The 18,324-nt window shown below is 69.4% G+C and carries 19 protein-coding genes; 9 read left to right on the forward strand and 10 right to left on the reverse strand.

The window, feature by feature from the left end; all coding sequences use genetic code 11:
• Positions 1-3: 3 nt before the first annotated feature.
• Positions 4-669 carry a response regulator transcription factor gene (locus DWG18_RS05215; RefSeq protein WP_115646039.1) on the reverse strand — a complete coding sequence of 222 codons (666 nt, stop codon included), beginning with the start codon at positions 667-669 and terminating at the stop codon, positions 4-6.
• Positions 669-1,448 (reverse strand): 3-hydroxybutyrate dehydrogenase, encoded by a 780-nt coding sequence (locus DWG18_RS05220; RefSeq protein WP_115646041.1) that lies wholly within the window; start codon positions 1,446-1,448, stop codon positions 669-671. The genes DWG18_RS05215 and DWG18_RS05220 overlap by 1 nt, the downstream gene beginning before the upstream one ends.
• Positions 1,449-1,543: 95 nt before the next feature.
• On the opposite strand from DWG18_RS05220, the gene DWG18_RS05225 reads away from it, so the two are divergent.
• Positions 1,544-3,325 (forward strand): D-(-)-3-hydroxybutyrate oligomer hydrolase, encoded by a 1,782-nt coding sequence (locus tag DWG18_RS05225; RefSeq protein WP_240318605.1) that lies wholly within the window; start codon positions 1,544-1,546, stop codon positions 3,323-3,325.
• Between the two features lie 116 nt (positions 3,326-3,441).
• Here the strand turns inward: DWG18_RS05225 and rluB are convergent, their stop codons facing one another.
• The 3 genes from rluB to DWG18_RS05240 form a co-directional block, all read right to left on the reverse strand.
• Positions 3,442-5,166, reverse strand: a complete 1,725-nt coding sequence (gene rluB, locus DWG18_RS05230; RefSeq protein ID WP_115646044.1) for a 23S rRNA pseudouridine(2605) synthase RluB — start codon at positions 5,164-5,166, stop codon at positions 3,442-3,444.
• The gene (gene scpB / locus DWG18_RS05235; RefSeq protein WP_115646046.1) at positions 5,159-6,160 is read right to left on the reverse strand and encodes an SMC-Scp complex subunit ScpB; all 1,002 of its coding nucleotides are present in this window, start codon (positions 6,158-6,160) and stop codon (positions 5,159-5,161) included. Before scpB ends, rluB begins: the two co-directional genes overlap by 8 nt.
• 94 nt (positions 6,161-6,254) lie before the next feature.
• Positions 6,255-7,172, reverse strand: a complete 918-nt coding sequence (locus DWG18_RS05240) for a ScpA family protein (protein ID WP_115646048.1) — start codon at positions 7,170-7,172, stop codon at positions 6,255-6,257.
• A gap of 280 nt (positions 7,173-7,452) precedes the next feature.
• Here DWG18_RS05240 and DWG18_RS05245 point away from each other — a divergent pair, with 280 nt between their 5' ends.
• Both DWG18_RS05245 and DWG18_RS05250 read left to right on the forward strand, forming a co-directional pair.
• Positions 7,453-7,752, forward strand: coding sequence for a YciI family protein (locus DWG18_RS05245; RefSeq protein WP_115646049.1), 300 nt, complete (start codon positions 7,453-7,455; stop codon positions 7,750-7,752).
• Entirely contained in the window at positions 7,749-8,033 is a 285-nt protein-coding gene (locus DWG18_RS05250; RefSeq protein WP_240318606.1) for a BolA family protein, read from the forward strand. The genes DWG18_RS05245 and DWG18_RS05250 overlap by 4 nt, the downstream gene beginning before the upstream one ends.
• Positions 8,034-8,066: 33 nt before the next feature.
• On the opposite strand, the gene DWG18_RS05255 is transcribed toward DWG18_RS05250, so the two are convergent.
• Complete coding sequence (locus DWG18_RS05255; RefSeq protein ID WP_162823717.1) at positions 8,067-8,834, reverse strand: 6-phosphogluconolactonase; 768 nt, start codon at positions 8,832-8,834, stop codon at positions 8,067-8,069.
• Positions 8,835-8,972: 138 nt separating this feature from the next.
• Here DWG18_RS05255 and smc point away from each other — a divergent pair, with 138 nt between their 5' ends.
• From smc to DWG18_RS05285, 6 genes are all read left to right on the forward strand, one after another.
• A complete protein-coding gene (gene smc / locus DWG18_RS05260) occupies positions 8,973-12,476 on the forward strand; it encodes a chromosome segregation protein SMC (RefSeq protein WP_115646052.1) in 3,504 nt (1,167 codons plus the stop codon).
• Positions 12,477-12,495: 19 nt separating this feature from the next.
• A complete protein-coding gene (zipA, locus tag DWG18_RS05265; protein WP_115646054.1) occupies positions 12,496-13,224 on the forward strand; it encodes a cell division protein ZipA in 729 nt (242 codons plus the stop codon).
• Positions 13,225-13,283: 59 nt separating this feature from the next.
• Positions 13,284-13,481 carry a PspC domain-containing protein gene (locus tag DWG18_RS05270; protein WP_115646055.1) on the forward strand — a complete coding sequence of 66 codons (198 nt, stop codon included), beginning with the start codon at positions 13,284-13,286 and terminating at the stop codon, positions 13,479-13,481.
• Positions 13,482-13,599: 118 nt separating this feature from the next.
• Positions 13,600-14,022, forward strand: a complete 423-nt coding sequence (locus DWG18_RS05275) for a hypothetical protein (RefSeq protein ID WP_115648045.1) — start codon at positions 13,600-13,602, stop codon at positions 14,020-14,022.
• Positions 14,023-14,112: 90 nt separating this feature from the next.
• Positions 14,113-14,364: a hypothetical protein gene (locus DWG18_RS05280; protein ID WP_162823718.1), complete on the forward strand. Its 252-nt coding sequence runs from the start codon at positions 14,113-14,115 to the stop codon at positions 14,362-14,364.
• Positions 14,365-14,475: 111 nt separating this feature from the next.
• The gene (locus DWG18_RS05285) at positions 14,476-14,646 is read left to right on the forward strand and encodes a hypothetical protein (RefSeq protein WP_162823719.1); all 171 of its coding nucleotides are present in this window, start codon (positions 14,476-14,478) and stop codon (positions 14,644-14,646) included.
• 9 nt (positions 14,647-14,655) lie between these two features.
• Here the strand turns inward: DWG18_RS05285 and DWG18_RS05290 are convergent, their stop codons facing one another.
• From DWG18_RS05290 to DWG18_RS05305, 4 genes are read right to left on the reverse strand one after another with little or no spacing between them, the layout of a single operon-like run.
• Positions 14,656-15,747: an ABC transporter permease gene (locus DWG18_RS05290; protein ID WP_115646062.1), complete on the reverse strand. Its 1,092-nt coding sequence runs from the start codon at positions 15,745-15,747 to the stop codon at positions 14,656-14,658.
• Entirely contained in the window at positions 15,744-16,667 is a 924-nt protein-coding gene (locus DWG18_RS05295; protein ID WP_115648046.1) for an ABC transporter ATP-binding protein, read from the reverse strand. Before DWG18_RS05295 ends, DWG18_RS05290 begins: the two co-directional genes overlap by 4 nt.
• A 16-nt stretch (positions 16,668-16,683) precedes the next feature.
• Positions 16,684-17,631, reverse strand: a complete 948-nt coding sequence (locus tag DWG18_RS05300; protein ID WP_115646064.1) for a biotin/lipoyl-binding protein — start codon at positions 17,629-17,631, stop codon at positions 16,684-16,686.
• Positions 17,628-18,275, reverse strand: a complete 648-nt coding sequence (locus DWG18_RS05305; RefSeq protein ID WP_115646066.1) for a TetR/AcrR family transcriptional regulator — start codon at positions 18,273-18,275, stop codon at positions 17,628-17,630. Before DWG18_RS05305 ends, DWG18_RS05300 begins: the two co-directional genes overlap by 4 nt.
• Between the last annotated feature and the right edge of the window lie 49 nt (positions 18,276-18,324).

Below are 18,324 nucleotides of genomic sequence, written 5' to 3' on the forward strand. Positions count from 1 at the left end.
GGATCAGGGTTCGACGAGCCGCGCCGGGTCGCTGAGTTCGAGTTCGCGCAGCACCACGCTGGCCTGCGTGCGATTACGCACGCCGAGGCGTTCGAAGATCGCCGAGAGGTGCGCTTTGACGGTGCGCTCCTGCACGTCGAGGCGGTCGGCGATCTGCTTGTTGAGCAGGCCCTGCGCGACGAGGGTGAGCACTCGGAACTGCTGCGGCGACAGGCTTGCGAGCCGCGCGGCGAGATCCGCGTCGCTCGACGAGCCCTGCGTCCGCGCCACCGAAACACGCAGCGAGGCGGGCAGCCATTGTTCGCAGGCCAGCACCGCGCGGATCGCGTCGCGCAACTCGTCTAGGCCCGCGCTTTTCGGCAGGTAACCGGCCGCACCGTGATCCAGCGCGCGCCGCACCACCCGCGGGTCGTCATTCGCCGATACCACCACCACCGCCACGTGCGGGTACTGCGCGCGCACCGCGGCGAGCCCTGCGAGCCCATGATTGCCCGGCATGTGCAGGTCGAGCAGCACCAGATCGATGTCCGGCTCGCGCTCGAGCACAGACAGCACGCCATCGAGCGAATCCGCTTCATGCACGACGAGCCCGTCGACGGCGTCACGCGCCGCGCCGCGCAGGGCGGCCCGGAACAGCGGATGGTCGTCGGCGACGAGCAGCGCAGGCATTACTGGACCGTCCAGCCCCCGTCGACGTCGATCGTGTGGCCGGTGACGTTGCGCGCAGCCGACGACATCAGGAACGCGGTGATGCCCGCCAGCTCCTCGAACGTGATGAACACGCCCTTCGGCATCGGCTTGAGCATGACGTCGCTGACCACCTGCGACTCCGGAATGCCGCGCGTCTTCGCCTGGTCGGCGATCTGCTTGTCGACCAGCGGCGTTTTCACGTAGGTCGGGCAGATCGTGTTGACGGTGATGTCCGTATCGCTGGTTTCCAGCGCGATCACCTTCGAAAAGCCTAGCAGCCCGTGCTTGGCGGCGACGTACGCACTTTTGAACGGACTCGCGACCAGCGAGTGGATCGAACCGATGTTGATGACGCGGCCGAAGCCGCGCTCGCGCATGCCGGGCAGCACCGCACGCGTCAGGCGCGCGACGCCGATCAGCATCACCTGCACGAGCAGCTCCCACTTCTCCATCGGGAAGTCCTCGAGCCGGGCGACGTGCTGCAGCCCGGCGTTATTCACCAGCACGTCGACCGGGCGCGACACCGCAGCCAGCACGCTCGCGACGCTTTCGTCCGACGTGACATCGAGCGCGTGCGCTTCCGCGCTGTGGCCTTCGTCGCGAATGGATTTGGCGACGGCCTGCGCCGCATCGCCTGACAGGTCGGTCACGACGACGTGGTGGCCGTCGCGCGCGAGCTCCGTCGCGATGCCAGCGCCGATGCCGCTGCCGGCGCCGGTCACGAGCACGCAGCGCGGCGTGGATGCGAATTCGGTCATGGGGTCCTCCTGCGCCCAGCCTACCAACGCGCGATGTCGGGCGCGTGGTACGAACGTACGATGCCGCCGCGGCGGCCGCTTGCTAGGGTGGTCGAATGAACACGACCCGATCCCTCGCCACGCTGCTGTGCGCGGGCGCGCTTGCGCTTGGCGGCTGCGCCAGTCTTCCCCAGGATGCCCGGATGGACACGTTCGCCACGCCCCGCGTCACCGTGCACCGCGATGGCGACGACCTGCTCACCGCCGGCCTCGGGCTTTCCGGCCTGCGCGCCGCGGCGCCCGTGTTCGCCGATCCGGCGCACCCGACGCCGGTCGAGCTGCGGCGCCGCGCGGTCTGGTCGAACTGGCACGGTATTGCCGACCTCACGCCGGCCGGCGGGTACGGCACCTTGTACGGCTCGACCGCGAACGTGCCCGGCCGCGAGTACGCGACATTCGCGCGTGTGCCCGGTGCATCGCAGCCGCATCGCGTGACGGTGCAGGTGCCGGACAACTTCGATGCGTCGAAGCGATGCATCGTCGTCGCGCCGTCCTCAGGTTCCCGCGGTGTCTACGGCGCGATCAGCGTCGCCGGCGCATGGGGTCTGCCGAAGGGTTGCGCAGTCGCGTACACCGACAAGGGCGGCGGCACGGACTACTTCGATCTCGATGCGGGGCAGGGCATTGCACTGGACGGAACCGTGCAAGTCGCAGGCGCCGCGCCGCTAGCGTTCCAGCCGACCTCGGCAACCGGGCACGGCATCGCGTTCAAGCACGCGCATTCCGGCGACAACCCCGAGAAGGACTGGGGCGTGCACGTGAAGCAGGCCGCCGAGTTCGCTTTGCGCGTGCTCGACGATGCCTTCCCGCAGCAGGCGCCGTTCCGCTTCGACAACACCAAGGTCATCGCCGTCGCGATTTCCAACGGCGGCGGCGCAGTGCTGCGCGCGGCCGAGCTCGACGGCGATTGGCTGGACGCGGTCGTCGCCGGGGAACCCAACATCAGCGCCGGCGACGCGCCGTCGCTTTACGACATCACGACCGAAGCCGCATTGCTCATGCCTTGCGCGCTCGGCCATCTGCAGATGCCCCTGCCGCCGACCGCAGGCCCGAAGTGCGGCGAACTCGCGGAAGCAGGCCTGATCGACGGCGCGACGGATACGGATCGCGCGCGTAACGCGTACGACCGCCTGCACGCACGCGGCTGGACCGACGAAGCGCTGCGCTCCGGCGCGTTGAGCGTGTCGTTCGACCTGTGGAGGTCGATCGCAGCGACGTACGCGTCGGCTTACGGTCGATTTGCCGCAAACGCGCATCCGTGCGGCTTCACCTACGCCGCCATCGACGCATCCGGTGCGCCGCGCCCCACCACCGACATCGAACGCGCGACGTGGTGGGCCGACGCCAGCGGCATCCCGCCGGGTGCGGGCGTCATGCTGCTGCCGCCGAAGCAGAAGCCGATCGACGCGCTGCGTTGCCTGCGCGAGCTGTGGACGGGACAGGGCGAGGCCGCGGACCGCGTCCGCGCTGGTATCCGCGAAACGCATGCATCGCTGCCGCGCGCCGGCATTCCGATCACGGTCGTGCACGGCGTCAGCGACGGGCTGATCCCGGTCGCGTTCACCAGTGCGCCCTACGTGCAGGCCGCACGTGCGGCGGGGCGCGACGTGCGCTTCTGGCAGGTGCGCAACGCACAGCACTTCGATGCATTCCTGCAGCTGCCGCCGGTGGGCGCGAACTACGTGCCGTTGCTGCCGTACGTCTACGCCGCGCTCGACCGCACCTGGGCGCATCTCTACGACGGTGCACCGATGCCGGGCGATGCCGTCATCGCCTCGACGCCGCGCGGCGCAGCGACGGAGTTGACCGCGCAAAACCTCGCGATTCCAACGAACTGATCCGGGGAGGGGCGCGCGACGCGGTCGCGGGCGTCGCAGCGGCGGAAGCAATGCATCCCCCAAGACGAAACGAAAACGGCCGCCCAAGGGCGGCCGTTTTCTTTCGCTAGCGGGTCTCAGCCCCGCGGGCCGCGTCCGCCACCCGGGCGACCACCACCACGCGGGCCACCCGGACCGCGACCGCCTGGGCCACGCCCGCCCGGACCGCTCGGACCGCCGGGACCACGAGCACCGGGCGGACCCGAGCGCTGCGGACGCGGGCCGCGCGGACGGTCGTAGCCGCCGGCGCCCGGGTTCGCGTGGTCGGAGGGGAAGCTCGGCGCATTGCCCGGATGCCCGTACGGATGGGAGCGCTGGCCGCCCGGCTTCGGACCGCCCGGCTTGCGCGCGCCGCCCGTGCCGTAAGGACCACCGCCGCCGCCCGCGCGATCATCGCGCGACCCGCCCGGACGACCGCCACCACCGCCGTACGGAGCGCCGCCTGCGCGGTCGTCGCGGAAGCCACCACCGCCTGGGCGATCGTCACGGAAACCGCCACCGCCTGGACGACCGCCACCACCGGGCCGTGCGCCACCACCAGGACGTCCGCCCGACGGGCCGCCCGCGCCAGGACGCGCGCCACCCGGCTTGCCGCCGAAGGGCTTGCGACCGCGCGAATCGGGATTGCGATGTCCGCTGGGGCCGGTATCCACGCCGTCCGGCACGTACCAGGTGCGGAACGCGGCGGGGTTGCCATCCGGCAGGGGCTTGGGGCCCTTGTCCGCGCGCTGCTTGAACGGCTTGTGCGACTGCTTGGCCGCCATTTCGCCGGTGACGGTCAGGCCGCCCGGCTTGCGCGGGCCGCCGCGGCCGCGGCCGCGATCCTCGCGCACGTGATCGAAGCGACGCAGCTCGCGGCCTTCGTCGGCCGCGTTGTGACCGCCGACGTAACCGCTCTGGCTGCGTTCGCCGGAGAGGTGGATGGTCGACTTGCCGGCGCGACGCTGGCCGATGACGGGCTGCAGCGTCAGCGCGGACGGCGTGCCGTCCTCGAGACCGAGGTCCGTGCGCAGCAGTTCGACGCGTGCCGTCGGAAGTTCCTGCGACTGGCCACGCAGCAGTTCGCGCGGCAGTTCGATACCGCCGTAACGCGCGCGCTTCAGTCGGCTGACCTGGCAGCCCTGCGACTCCCACAGACGACGCACTTCGCGGTTACGGCCTTCCTTCACCACGACGCGGAACCAGTCATGCGACTCGCTACCGCCGATGCGTTCGATCTCGTCGAACTTCGCCGGGCCGTCGTCAAGCTGCACGCCCTTCGCGAGGCGCTCGATGATCGCGTCCGACACGGTTTCCTCGCCCTCCGGTGCGCGCACGCGGCAGACGTATTCGCGTTCGACTTCCTTCGACGGATGCATCAGCGCATTCGCCAGCTCGCCGTCGGTGGTGAGCAGCAGAAGGCCGGTCGTATTGATGTCGAGGCGACCGATCGCGATCCAGCGCGCGCCCTTGAGCGGCGGCAGCGCTTCGAAGATCGTCGGGCGACCTTCGGGATCTTCGCGCGTGGTCACTTCGCCTTCGGGCTTGTTGTACATCAGCACGCGCGGCGGCTCGGTCAGCGCGGTCGCCACGAACTGGCGGCCGTCTATGTCGATCTTGTCGCCTGTGCCGACACTCTGGCCGACCTGCGCGACTTCACCGTTGATCTTGACCAGACCGTCGGCGATGCGCTGTTCCAGCGCACGGCGCGAGCCGAGTCCGGCCTGCGCGAGCACCTTGTGCAGGCGCTCCTCGAGACGGGGCGCGGGCGCCGCCGTCTGTTCACGCCGCAGGGTCAACTTGCGGCCTTTTTCTTCACTCATTGTCATTCGACTCCGCCGCATCGCTCGATGCGGTCGTCATATCGGGAACGGTCGTCGTCTCGACGGCGTTGTCTTGCTCGTGATCGTTCTCGTCTACCGCGCGCTCACCCGGCGCGGCTTCGGGATCGACGTCGGCTTCGGCCGCGTCGGAAATCTGGTTTTCGTCCTCGTCGTCGTCGACATCGCTGTCGTCGAACTGGATCGGGCGTTCACTGCGGAAGTCGAGGTCGTCGCCGTCGTCGTCCGCATCGCTGTCGCCATTGTCCTCGTCGTCCGCTTCGGCGGTGTCGACGGGCGCTTCGTTCGCGACGTCGGCGTCATCGGACGCGTCGTCGTTCGCGGCGTCGTCGACGTGGCTCGTGTCCGACGCATCGTCGTCCGCGGCGGCTTCGTCGCCCATGCCCGCCACCGCGATCGGCGGCGCGACACCCGCGGCATCGTCGAACTGCAGCTGCGGCTCGAGTTCACCGATGTCCTTGAGTTCGGACAGGGGCGGCAGCTCATCGAGACGCTTGAGGCCGAAATAGTCGAGGAACCCCTTGGTCGTGCCGAACAGCGCCGGGCGGCCGGGGACGTCGCGATGGCCTACGACGCGGATCCACTCGCGTTCTTCCAGCGCCTTGATGATGTTGCTGCTGACGGTGACGCCGCGCACCTGCTCGATCTCGCCGCGCGTGATCGGCTGGCGGTAGGCGATGAGCGCGAGCGTTTCCAGCGTGGCGCGCGTGTAGCGCGTCTGCCGCTCGGTCCAGAGGCGCGCGACCCAGGGATGCACGTCGGCCTGCACCTGGAAGCGGAAGCCCGAAGCGACCTCGACCAGTTCGACGCCGCGATTCGCGCTGTCGGCCTGCAAGTGCTCGATCGCCGCTTCGATCGCGCCCGGCGCGGCGGGCTGGTCCTCGGGAAACAGTTCGCGAAGCTGCGCCAGCGACAGCGGCTGGCTGGTCGCCAGCAGCGCGGCTTCGACGATGCGGTTGATCAGCGTCTGGTCCATCGATGATCCGTTTGGCTCGCGAAGGCGGAAGCCTTCGTATTCCCGTGGCGCGCCGGAGCGTCGCCGTGATTCGTCAGCGCGAGGACGTCGTGCGTCATGCGCCGTCGTTCGCCGCGTCGGTGTCGAACTCGCTGGACAGTTCGATCTCGGACGCATCCTTCATGATCGCCAGCGACTTCACGTAGATCGGCGCCAGCGCTTCGTCCTGCACGATCTCGACGAGCTGTTCCTTGGCGAGCGTGAGCATGCCGAGGAACGTCACGACGACGCCAAGCTTGCCTTCCACCGGATCGAACAGCGATTCGAAACGATGGAAACCGCCGTCGGCGAGGCGCTCGAGCAGTTCGCCCATGCGCTGTCGCACGCTCAGCGCGTCGCGCTTGATCGCGTGCTGGGTGAACAGCTCGGCGCGCTTGAGCACGTCGCGCAGCGCCAGCAGCATCTCCTTCAGATCGACCGGCGGCGGCAGGCGCACCGACGCGCGATCCGGCACGTGCGCCTGCACGATGCCCGTGTCGCGCTCCAGACGGGGCAGGGCGTCGATATCCTCCGCCGCCTTCTTGAAGCGCTCGTATTCCTGCAGGCGGCGGACGAGTTCCGCACGCGGATCCTCTTCCTCGCCTTCCTCGTTGGTCACGCGCGGCAACAGCATGCGCGACTTGATCTCGGCCAGCATCGCGGCCATGACCAGGTAGTCGGCGGCGAGCTCGAAGCGCATTTCGTGCATCGCGCCGATGTACTCGACGTACTGCTTGGTGATGTCCGCGACCGGGATGTCGAGGATGTCGAGATTCTGCCGGCGGATCAGGTAGAGCAGCAGATCGAGCGGGCCTTCGAACGCTTCCAGGATGACTTCGAGCGCGTCCGGCGGGATGTACAGATCCTGCGGGATCTGCAGAACGGGCTGGCCATGCACCACCGCCAGCGGCATTTCCTGCTGCTGAGGGCGGGCCGGCGATGCCGGTTCTGGCGGATTGTCCTCGGTCGCCTGCGGCGCGAGATCGTCGGTCATTCGGGACCGGCCCCTCCGGGCCTGGGCACAGCACACTGCGGAACGGGCCGGGCGGCCCTTCGGTGTTGCGGACTGCGAAAACGATGCGGGGCGACGCGCTCCGGACTCGGGGCGGCGGGTTCGCGATCGGGTAGGCCGGGCGTGGGAGCGGGGGCTCCGCCGCGGCTGTCGCCTGCTGGGCAGGTCGACGGATGGCACAAGCCTACGGGCCGCGCGCGACGCTGTCCAGCCGAGCGGGCCGCGATCGATAGAATCGCCGCTTTCCCGGGAGGACGTGGCCATGTGGTACGTGATCGACGCACGCGATGGGCAGGACGTGCTGCAGCGCCGGCTTGAGGCCCGCCCGCGCCACCTCGAGCGCCTCAACGCTCTGCGCGACGCCGGCCGTCTGCTGCTGGCCGGTCCGTGCCCGGCCATCGACGCCGAGGATCCGGGCCCGGCCGGTTTCAGCGGCAGCCTGATCGTCGCGGAATTCGAATCGCTCGAGGCCGCGCGCGACTGGGCCAAGGCCGACCCCTACGTCGAAGCCGGTGTCTACGCCTCGGTCGACGTCCGCCCGTTCCGCAAGGTCCTGCCGTGAAGCCGGCGGAGCGACCCGCCGCGATCCGCTCCGCCCTCGAAGCGGCGTTCGCTCCGCACGCGATCGAGGTGGTCGATGAAAGCCACAAGCACGCGGGCCACGCCGGCGCGCGTGACGGGCGCGGGCATTTCAAGGTCGCGCTCGTCAGCGACCGCTTCGCCGGCCAGGGGCCACTGGCCCGGCACCGGGCCGTCTATGCGGCCTTGGGGGATCTCATGACCACCGACATCCACGCGTTGTCGATCGAGGCGCACACACCCTCGGAAATCCGATCGCGCTGAGTCCCGCTGTCCTGCCGCGGCACGGACGTGCCGTCAGGGGCACCAGTGGACCTGCAGCGGCTCGCCGCCCGCGAGGCGGACAGCGGCTAAGGGCGAGGTCGCCGGGTCGGTCGCCGCGGCAGCGACCTCGTAATGGCGCAGCTGCACTTCGCCACGCAATAGAAGGATGCGGGACAGGCCGCGCGACAGCCCCAGCGGGGTCGCGGTGATGCGGCGCGTCCACGGCCCGGCGTCCGGACTGAAGGAAGCGTCGAGGCTGATGTAGTCCTGCTTCGACGCCAGCGCTCGCGGGTAGTCCGGCGAGTCCGGGAAGAGGGCGGCGACGTGGCCATCATTGCCCATGGTCAGCACGAGCACGTTGGGCAGCTGGCGTGCATGCGCGTTGGCGATCGCGACGGCGTCTTCGAGCCGGCGCCCCGCCAGGGTGAGCGGTTCCAGTCGCGCGACCGCGGCATGGTCGACGAGCAGGTGCCGGCGCAGCGCGGCGGCATGGCTGTCGGGGTCATCGGGCTGCAGCCAGCGCTCGTCGATCAGACCGACATCGACGCGTTCCCACTCCAGGGGTGCGCGCGAAAGCGCGCGAAAAACCGGGGCGATGGTGTCGCTCGGCGAGACGAGCAGGCGGCAGCGCGCATGCAGTTCCAGGTCCCGGCGCAGTTCGCCCGCGATGGCCACGGCGGCGGCCCAGGTCCAGACGTGGGCGTCGCGATGGACGTGCAGGGGCGCACCGCCCGCCGGGTCGGGCAGTCGCTCGGTGAGGGGTGGACCGGCGGGTGCTCCGAAAACCATGCGTTCGATCATGCAGGTTTCGTGCCCCCCATGCATGCGGCGGTCCCCCGCCGGGCTTCCGGTCACCCGCTTTCACGCCGCTATACTCGCGGGCCGCGTCGGCGCACGGCTTTTCGCGCGCCCGATTCACGCCAGAGGCCGCTTCGCCGAATGCGTCTTTCCACGATCAAGCTGTCGGGCTTCAAGTCCTTCGTCGACCCGACCACGCTCCATCTGTCCGGCAACATGACCGGCGTCGTCGGCCCCAACGGCTGCGGCAAGTCGAACATCATCGACGCCGTGCGCTGGGTCATGGGTGAAAGCTCGGCCAGCCGCCTGCGCGGCGACTCGCTCACCGACGTCATCTTCGCCGGCTCGTCCGCACGCAAGCCGGTGTCGCAGGCGATGGTCGAGCTGATCTTCGACAACAGCGACCACACGATCACCGGCGAGTACGCGGCGTTCAACGAGATCTCCGTCAAGCGCGTGGTCTCGCGCGACGGCCAGAGCCAGTACTACCTCAACGGCACCAAGTGCCGGCGTCGCGACATCACCGATCTGTTCCTCGGCACCGGCCTCGGCGCACGCAGCTACTCGATCATCGAGCAGGGCATGATCAGCCAGGTCATCGAGGCGCGGCCCGAAGACCTGCGCATCTACCTCGAAGAAGCCGCCGGCATCTCCAAGTACAAGGAGCGCCGCAAGGAGACGGAAACGCGCATCCGCCACACGCGCGAGAACCTCGACCGCCTCAACGACCTGCGCGAGGAAGTCGGCAAGCAGCTGCAGCATCTTGCGCGGCAGGCGAAACAGGCGGAGCAGTACCAGGCGATCCAGGCGGAGCGGAAGATCCGCGACGCCGAATGGAAGGCGCTCGAGTTCCGTGCGCTCGACCGCAAGGTGCAGAGCCAGCGCGAGAAGTTGTCGCAGCAGGAAACGCGCCTGCAGCAGCTGATCGCGGAGCAGCGCGAAGCCGAGCGCCTGCTCGAGGAAGGCCGCGTCAAGCGCGAAGAAGCCGCCGAGCACCTGTCGCGCGCGCAGGCGGAGAGTTACGAAGTGAGCGGCGCGCTCGCTCGCGTCGAACAGCAGATCCAGCACCAGCGCGAGATGTCGTCGCGCCTGCAGCGCGCGCGCGACGAAGCACTCGCGCAGCTGTCGGAAATCGCAAACCATATCGGCAGTGACCAGGCGCGCCTCGATGCGTTGCGCAACGCGCTCGAAACCGACGAGCCGCGCCTGGAAGCCCTGCGCGATGAAGAAGTCGGCCGCAACGACGCCTTGCGTGATGCCGAGACCAAGCTGGCCGACCTGCAGCAGCGCTGGGACGCCCATGCACGCTCGCAGTCGGAAGCCTCGCGCAGCGCGGATGTCGAACGCACGCGCATCGAAGGCCTCGATCGCATGGCGCTCGACGCCGAACGTCGTCGCGAAGCGCTGGCCGGGGAACGCGCCAGCCTCGACGTCGATGCGCTCGCGGAATCGGCCTCGGCGATCGTCGAACAGCTCGAAACGCAGAAGCTGTCGGTCGACACGCTGAGCGGCGAACTCGAAAGCCGCAAGGAAGCGCTGACCGCGTTGCAGGAGCGCCAGCGCGAAACACAGACGCAGCTTGCCGACGTGCGCAAGCAGGCGCAGGCGGCGCGCGGGCGACTGTCCGGTCTCGAAGCGCTGCAGGCGGCGGCGCTCGGCCAGGAGCAGGGCCGCGCGATGGACTGGCTGCGCGCGCATGGCTTGCACGACGCCGATCGCGTCGGCGAAGCGCTGCGCGTGAACGACGGTTGGGAAACCGCGGTCGAGATCGCGCTGGGTCAGCTGATCGAAGGCGTGCTGGTCGAACGTCCGGAAAGTCTCGCGAACGATCTCGGGGGTCTCGCCGAGGGTCGCCTCGCTCTGGTTGGCAACGATCGCGGTGGCGCGACCGTGCCGAACACATCGCTGGCGGCGCATGTCGAAGGCCCGACGGCGATCCGCACCATGCTCGCGCGCGTGCACGGCGCCGAGGATGTCGACGCCGGTCTGCGTCTGTTGCAGACGCTGCCCGCCGGCGATGTCGTCATCACCCGCAGCGGCGAACGCCTCGGCACCGGCTGGGTGCAGGTGGTGCGCGCAAGTTCGGCGACGCAGGGAGCGCTCACGCGCGAGCGCGAGATCCAGTCGCTGCGGACCGAAATCGAATCGCTGGTCGCGCGCGAGCGCGAGCTGGAAGCGCTGCTGGTCGAACTGCGCGACCAGCTGCTCGTCGCCGAGCAGCATCGCGAAGACGCCCAGCGCTCGCTGTACATGGCGCACCGCTCGGTCAGCGAGCTCAGCGGTCAGTTGCAGAGCCAGCAGGGCAAGGTCGACGCCGCGCGCGTGCGCACCGAGCGCATCGAAGCCGAACTGGCGCAGCTCACTGAAACGCTGGAGTCCGCACGCGAACAGTCGCGTTTGGCGCGCAGCAACCAGGAAGACGCGATTGTCCGCATGTCCGAGCTCGAGGACGTGCGCATCGAGCTCGAGAACGACCGCCGCCGCATCATTGAAACGCGCGACGCTGCCCGCAACGCCGCCCGCGAAGCGCGCGATGCCGCGCATGCATTGGCGCTGACCGTCGAATCGCAGCGCGCGCAGCTCGCCGGCCTGACCCAGGCGCTGGATCGCATGAGTGGCCAGCGCGGCCAGCTCGACTCGCGCCTCGGCGAACTCGCCGAGCAGCTCGCCGACGGCGACGCGCCGGTGCGTGACCTCGAGGAGCAGCGCCAGGTCGCGCTCGAACAGCGCGTGCTCGCCGAGCAGAAGCTCACCGCCGCGCGCACGGCGGTGGACAGCATCGACCACGAGCTGCGCGGGCACGAGCTGATCCGCCAGCAGCGCGACGAGCAGTCGCTGCAGCAGCGCGAGGCCATCGGCCAGCGTCGCCTCGAACTTCAGGCGCTCGCGCTGAAGGCGGAACAGTTGTCGGAGGGCATCGTCGAAGCGGGCTTCTCGCTCGAGGAAGTCACGGCGACGCTCACCGACGACATGGAACCGCAGGCGTGGGAACGCACGGTCGCCGAGCTCGACCAGAAGCTGCGTCGACTCGAACCGGTCAACCTCGCGGCGATCGCCGAACACGCGGAGGCCGCGCAGCGCAAGGACTACCTCGATGCGCAGAACACCGACCTCACCACCGCGCTGGAAACGCTGGAAGAGGCGATCCGCAAGATCGACCGCGAGACGCGCGGCCGTTTCAAGGACACCTTCGACCGCGTCAACTCGGGCATCCAGGAGCTGTATCCGCGCCTGTTCGGCGGCGGCCACGCCTATCTGGAACTCACCGGCGAAGACCTGCTCGACACCGGCGTCTCGATCATGGCGCGCCCGCCAGGCAAGCGCGTGTCGAACATCTCGCTGCTCTCCGGCGGTGAGAAGGCGATGACGGCGGTCGCGCTGGTATTCGCGATCTTCCGCCTGAATCCCGCGCCGTTCTGCCTGCTGGACGAGGTCGACGCGCCGCTCGACGAGGCGAACGTCGGCCGTTTCACGGCGATGGTCAACGAGATGAGCGAGCAGGTACAGTTCCTGTTCGTCACCCACAACAAGGTCACGATGGAAGCGGCGAAACAGCTCATGGGCGTCACCATGCGCGAGCCGGGCGTCAGCCGACTCGTGTCCGTCGACCTCGCCGAAGCCGCGCGCCTCGCCGGCGCCGCCTGACCGACCACGGAGCACCTGCATGTCCGACATGGCGATGCTGCGGATCTGGATTCTCGTTGCCGGCGTGGTGCTGGTTGCCGCGATCATCTTCTTCGGTCGACCGAAAAGGCCGGGGCAGGGGCGTCGCGTGCCGCGCGATGGCGATGGCCGTCGCATGGAGCCGACGCTGGGCGAGCAGCTGGCGGCCGAACTCGGTGCGGACGACGCGTCGGTCGAGCCGACGCAGGAATCGCTGGACCTCGAACCTCGCGCCGCCGCGTCGTCGAAGGATGATCTCGGCAAGCGCACGACGGACGAGTTCGACAAGATCGTGACGCTCTATCTGGCCGCACGCGCGGGTCAGCTGCTGAGCGGTTCGGACATCGTCGTCGCCGCCGAGCGCGCGGGTCTCGTGTTCGGCCACATGGGCGTGTTCCATCGCCTGGTCGAAGGCCATCCCGAGCGCGGCCCGGTCTTCAGCGTCGCCAACATCATGAAGCCCGGCAGCTTCGACATGGCGAACATCCAGGAACTGAAGACGCCCGCGATCGCGTTCTTCCTGACGCTGCCGGCGCCGGTCGCCGCGCTGGACGCGTGGGACACCATGCTGCCGACCGCGCAGCGCATGGCCGAACTGCTCGATGCGGTCGTGCTCGACGAGCAGCGCAATTCGATCGGCCGTCAGCGCATCGCGCAGATCCGCGACGACCTGCGCGCCTACGATCGCCAGCGCGAAGCGCCGCCGCTGACGCGCCCCTCGCGCTGGTAATTGGCCACGACGCGCTCACGGGCGCGGGCTAGACTCGGCGCATCCACGAGGGATGCACGATGGCGACTACGGGACTCTTCCGCTCGCGTCACGACCGAATGATCGCCGGCGTAATCGGCGGCATCGCGCGCCACTACGGTTGGAATTCGACGCTGCTGCGCGTGATCTACGTGCTGGTCTCGGTGATGTCCGCGGCGTTCCCGGGCATCCTCGTCTATCTCATCGCCTGGCTGGTCATGCCCGAAGAGGGCAGCTGATCGTGCGATGACGCGTCTGGTGAAGACCGCCGAGGGCGTGCGTGCGCCACATCGCGCCGCTGCGCCGACCAACGCGGTCGACCCTGCGCCACTCCCGGCCGCAGCGGTCGCGCTCGGCATGTTGTGGGCATTGCCGAACACGCTCGTGGGGCTGCTGTTGGGCGCGGTCGGCGTGGCCTTCGGCGCACGTCCGCGACTGCGTCGTCGCGATCTCGCCTGCGTGTTCCACCGCTGGCCGTGGGGGCCGGGCGGGGCGATCACGATCGGCAACGTCATCCTGCACACCGGCGACGACCTCGACGTCGCCTGCGCCACCTACGCGCACGCGGCGGGCTGGGGCGCGGAGCCCGCGGTGTCGCTGGCGCTGCACGAGCGCGCCCACGTCTATCAGTACCTCGTGCTCGGTCCGCTGTTCCTCCCGGTCTATCTCGCCTGCGGCGGCATCGGGGTCCGCAACCGCTTCGAGCGCGCCGCGGACCGCTTTGCGGCGACCGGACGGGGCTGGTGGCCGTGGCCCGCGCCGTCACGCCAGCCTCACTGAATGCCGACGAGCGGTTGCGCGGTGGTAACGGCAGCCGCGTAAGTTCGATTGAAGGTGCTGCTGCGTCGCATTGCGCGACAGGGAGGCGGCGTGGAGTTCAAGGCCTATCGTCGACCGGACGGCGCGTTCGTGCTCGTTCCCGACTGCCTCGTGGCTTCGCGCGACGCCCAGGGGCGGCACGGCCCGCTCACGCTGGTGGCGCGCTTCGATGTCGACTGTCCGCTCGATGACCCGGTCTGGCATCGAGTGCTCGCCGACATCGATCGCCAGTCGTACGCCGTCGTGCGTCGTGACACCGGCGAGCAGCTCATTCGCCTCGCGACCGGTCATGCCATCGTCTGAGGCCTGCACCCTGCCTTGACCGGCGCGCCTTTACGGTCGGGCTGCCGCATGACGCGGCGCAGGCGCGAGACGGGCATGCGGACAGGCGACGACGGCGATACGCGCGACGGCATGAAGTCGATCCGCATCATTCGCGCGTGCGGCACCGCGGCGACCCCTCGGCCCGCCGCGAGCCCCGAAGCGTTCGTCGAGCGCATCGTCGCCTTCGACCAGGCGCATGTCCCCGAGCAACTCGCCGCCGCCGGTCATATCGACGAGCAAGGCGGACCGCCGGCGCCGTAGCGCACCACGTCAGTCGAGCTGGCGCCGGAAGCGCAGGATCGCGACGCTCATCATCACAGCGGTGAAAGCCACGAGCGCGACGGCGTCGGGCCAGAGCTCGACGAGTGTCGCGCCGCGCAGCATCACGCCGCGAATCAGGCGCATGAAATGCGTCAGCGGCAACACTTCGGCGATCCACTGGACCACGCGCGGCATGCCCGAGAACGGGAACATGAAGCCCGACAGCAGGATCGATGGCAGGAAGACGAAGAACGTCATCTGCATCGCCTGGAACTGCGAACGCGCACGCGTCGAGATGAGCAGGCCGAGCGCGAGGTTCGCGAGGATCAGCAACATCGCGGCAACGTAGACGTCGAGCAGGCTGCCGCGTACCGGTACGCGGAACAACCAGACGCCCAGCGCGAGCACGAACGTGGTCTGGATCAGGCCGATCGCCGCATAGGGCAGCACCTTGCCGACCATCAGCTCGCTGCGCGACAGCGGTGTCGCGATCAGCAGCTCCATGTTGCCGCGCTCGCGTTCGCGCACGATGGCGACGCCGGTGAACAGCACCATCGTCATCGTCAGAATCACGCCCACGAGTCCGGGCACGATGTTGACCGCCGAACGCCGCTCCGGGTTGTAGAACGCGACGACGCCGATCGGCATCTCGGTCGGCAACGTACTGCGTTGTGCCTCGTCCAGCGGCATCTGCGCGAGCTGCGCGGCGGCGGCCTGCACCGCGGTGTCGCTGCCGTCGACCAGCACCTGCACGGCTTCGCGATGTTCACTGCGGCGGCGCTCGAAATCGGGCGGGACGACGATGCCGACGTCGATGTCGCCGCGTCGCAGCAGTGTCATGAGTTCGTCGGGCGTCGACACGACACGCGTGGGTGCGACGACGCCGGTTGCGACCATGTCCATCACCAGCGTGCGTGCCGCCGAGGTATGCGACTGGTCGCAGACGCCCGTCGCCAGGCCGCGCAGGTTGAGGTTGATGGCGTAGCCGAACAGCACCAGCTGCAGGATCGGAATGCCGGCGATCATCGCCAGCGTGATGCGGTCGCGCCGCAGTTGACGCAGTTCCTTGAGGACGATCGCGAAAAGGCGGCGCAGGTTCATGCGGGCGCCCGGTCGCGCTTGCGGTCGCGAGTCGCGGCGACGAACACGTCTTCGAGATTCGGCGCAACGGGTTGCACGCGGCCGTCGATGCCTGCCTCGCGTAGTGCGCTGTCGAGACTCGACGCATCCCCCGGCGTACGCGTCAACACGCGCAGCACGTGGCCGATCTGCGCGGCGCTGAGCACGCCGGCGCGCCCGTCGAGCGCGCTTCGCACCGTGCGGGTGTCGTCCGCTTCGACCACGAACGTGCGGCCGTCGAGCTTGGCGGCGAGGTCTTCGGGCGTGCCGTCGGCCACGAGCGCACCATGGTCGAGAATGGCGAGGCGGTGGCAGCGCTCGGCCTCGTCCATGTAGTGCGTCGAGACGAGCAGCGTGGTGCCGCGGTCGGCGAGGTCGAACAACGCGTCCCAGAAGTCGCGGCGCGATTCTGGATCCACGGCGCTCGTCGGTTCGTCGAGGAACAGCAGCTCCGGCTCGTGCACGACGGCGGCGGCCAGTGCGAGGCGTTGCTTCTGTCCACCGCTGAGCGTGCCTGCGAGCTGGCGTTCGCGGTCAGCGAGGCGGTAGCGATGCAGCAGATCATCGACACGCGATGCTGCGCGATCCCGCGCAAGCCCCTGGATCGCAGCCATGAATTCGAGGTTCTCGCGGATCGACAGGTCCTCGAACAGCGAGAAGCGCTGCGTCATGTAGCCGATGCGCTTGCGCAGTGCGTCGGCTTCGGCCGGAATCTTCAGCCCCAGCACGTCGATGTCGCCCGACGTGGGCGTCAGCAGGCCGCAGAGCATGCGGATGGTCGTCGATTTGCCGGAGCCGTTCGGCCCTAGAAAGCCGTAGACGCGGCCACGCGGCACGTCGAGGTCAACATGGTCCACGGCGACGAGGTCGCCGAAGCAGCGCGTAAGGCCACGCGTGCGGATCGCGACGGCGCTGTCGTCATTCATCGACGCGCACGCGCACCGGAAGGCCCGCGGCGAGACCGGTCGCGGGTTTCGTGTCCAGCGTCACCTCGGCGAGCCAGCTCAGGCGTGCGGCGTCGTCGCCGACCAGTGCGTAGTAGGGCGTGAACACGGGTTCGTTGCGGATCATGCGCACGCGGCCGGAAATCGGCGGCCTGCCTTCGACATAGGCGGTGACGCGCGTGCCGACGCTCATATGGTTGCGCAGGTGCGCGGGCACATAGATGCGCGCGTAGGGCGCGTCGCCCGTGAGCAGCACCGCCGTGGTCGCACCCGCAGCGGGCTGGTCCCCGAGCTTGAAGGGCAGGCTGTCGACGATGCCGGCGCGCGGCGCAGTGACGTCCAGGCGTTGCAGGGTGACGCGTTGCCCGGCGACCTGCGCGTTGGCCGCAGCGACCGCCGCTTCGCCCTGTGCGATCTGCTCGATGCGCGTGCCGTGCAACAGCTCGTCGAGCGCGGCGCGCGCGGCGTCGGCGGCGCCCATCGCCGAATCGCGTGCGGCCACGGCTTGGTCGTAGTCGGCGGGCGTAATGAAGTGACGGCGCAACAGCGGGCCGAGGCGCGCGACGTAGGCGGTGGCGTCACGCACCTGCGCTTCGGCGGTCGCGAGCCGGGATCGCGCCTGGTCGATCTGCTCGCGGCGCGGCCCGGTCTCGAGCTCCGACAATGCGGCACGCTGGCGTTCGGTGTCCGCCACCGATGCTTCGACCTGCGCGCGACTGCGCTGCGCGTCGAACCGCAGCAGCACCTGGCCGGCGGTGACGTGCTGACCTTCGCGCACGTTGATCGCGATGATGGGCTCGGACAGCGGGGCGGGCAGGGTGACGCGGTCGTACTCGAGCGTCCCGAGTGCGATGTCGTTGTCGTGCGAGCAGCCCGCCGACGCGAGGGCGGCCACACAGGCGAGACGGACGAGCGTCTTCATCGAAGGGCTCCGGGCGGCGCGAGTCCGTGGGCGAGCAACGCATGCGCGTGGCGACGCAGGACGCTGACGTCGAGGTCGTCAGCTGCGAACAGGTGGCGCCAGATCGGCGCGCTGGCGGCGGTGAACAGCGTGAGGCCGACGAGCGAAACGACGACCAGTCGCGGGTCGAGGTCGCCATCGAGCTGGCCGGCGCGCTGTGACTCGGCGAGTCGTGAGGCAACCGCGCGCGGCACGGCGCCCACGCGGTCGAGCACGACGTGCCGGAACGCGCCGCCTTCGACCAGCACTTCGCGCATCCACAAGGGAGGCAGCCACGGGTGCTGCGCGATCACCGCGGACACTGCATCGACGAAGCGCGTGGCGAGCGCGAGTGGCGCTTCGGGCGGGTGGCCCATTGCGGCGAGCAGTTCGCCCAGCGCGGGCAGGATGCGTTCCTCGACGACCGCATCCGTGAGGCGGTCGCCGAAGTAGTAGTTCACCAGTGCGGGATTCACGCCGGCGCTGCGGGCGATCGCGCGATTGGTCGTGGCGCGGACGCCGGTGGCCGCGTACGCGGCGAGGGCTGCGTCGACCAGGCGACCACGCAGGTCGGCGTCGTCTTCGACGGGGCGTCGACCGGGGCGACGGGCGCGCGCGTTGGCCATCGCCGGATTATTTCAACGTCGAAATAATTGACAAGTGCACTCGGCCCCC

This window comes from Lysobacter sp. TY2-98 (assembly GCF_003367355.1).
GTDB lineage: Bacteria > Pseudomonadota > Gammaproteobacteria > Xanthomonadales > Xanthomonadaceae > Cognatilysobacter.

Coding starts and splice junctions, on each gene's coding strand:
- DWG18_RS05215 (WP_115646039.1), bottom strand. CDS start 669: ATGCCTGCGCTGCTCGTCGCCGACGACCATCCGCTGTTCCGGGCCGCC.
- DWG18_RS05220 (WP_115646041.1), bottom strand. CDS start 1,448: ATGACCGAATTCGCATCCACGCCGCGCTGCGTGCTCGTGACCGGCGCC.
- DWG18_RS05225 (WP_240318605.1), top strand. CDS start 1,544: ATGAACACGACCCGATCCCTCGCCACGCTGCTGTGCGCGGGCGCGCTT.
- rluB (WP_115646044.1), bottom strand. CDS start 5,166: ATGAGTGAAGAAAAAGGCCGCAAGTTGACCCTGCGGCGTGAACAGACG.
- scpB (WP_115646046.1), bottom strand. CDS start 6,160: ATGGACCAGACGCTGATCAACCGCATCGTCGAAGCCGCGCTGCTGGCG.
- DWG18_RS05240 (WP_115646048.1), bottom strand. CDS start 7,172: ATGACCGACGATCTCGCGCCGCAGGCGACCGAGGACAATCCGCCAGAA.
- DWG18_RS05245 (WP_115646049.1), top strand. CDS start 7,453: ATGTGGTACGTGATCGACGCACGCGATGGGCAGGACGTGCTGCAGCGC.
- DWG18_RS05255 (WP_162823717.1), bottom strand. CDS start 8,834: ATGATCGAACGCATGGTTTTCGGAGCACCCGCCGGTCCACCCCTCACC.
- smc (WP_115646052.1), top strand. CDS start 8,973: ATGCGTCTTTCCACGATCAAGCTGTCGGGCTTCAAGTCCTTCGTCGAC.
- zipA (WP_115646054.1), top strand. CDS start 12,496: ATGTCCGACATGGCGATGCTGCGGATCTGGATTCTCGTTGCCGGCGTG.
- DWG18_RS05270 (WP_115646055.1), top strand. CDS start 13,284: ATGGCGACTACGGGACTCTTCCGCTCGCGTCACGACCGAATGATCGCC.
- DWG18_RS05275 (WP_115648045.1), top strand. CDS start 13,600: ATGTTGTGGGCATTGCCGAACACGCTCGTGGGGCTGCTGTTGGGCGCG.
- DWG18_RS05285 (WP_162823719.1), top strand. CDS start 14,476: ATGAAGTCGATCCGCATCATTCGCGCGTGCGGCACCGCGGCGACCCCT.
- DWG18_RS05290 (WP_115646062.1), bottom strand. CDS start 15,747: ATGAACCTGCGCCGCCTTTTCGCGATCGTCCTCAAGGAACTGCGTCAA.
- DWG18_RS05300 (WP_115646064.1), bottom strand. CDS start 17,631: ATGAAGACGCTCGTCCGTCTCGCCTGTGTGGCCGCCCTCGCGTCGGCG.
- DWG18_RS05305 (WP_115646066.1), bottom strand. CDS start 18,275: ATGGCCAACGCGCGCGCCCGTCGCCCCGGTCGACGCCCCGTCGAAGAC.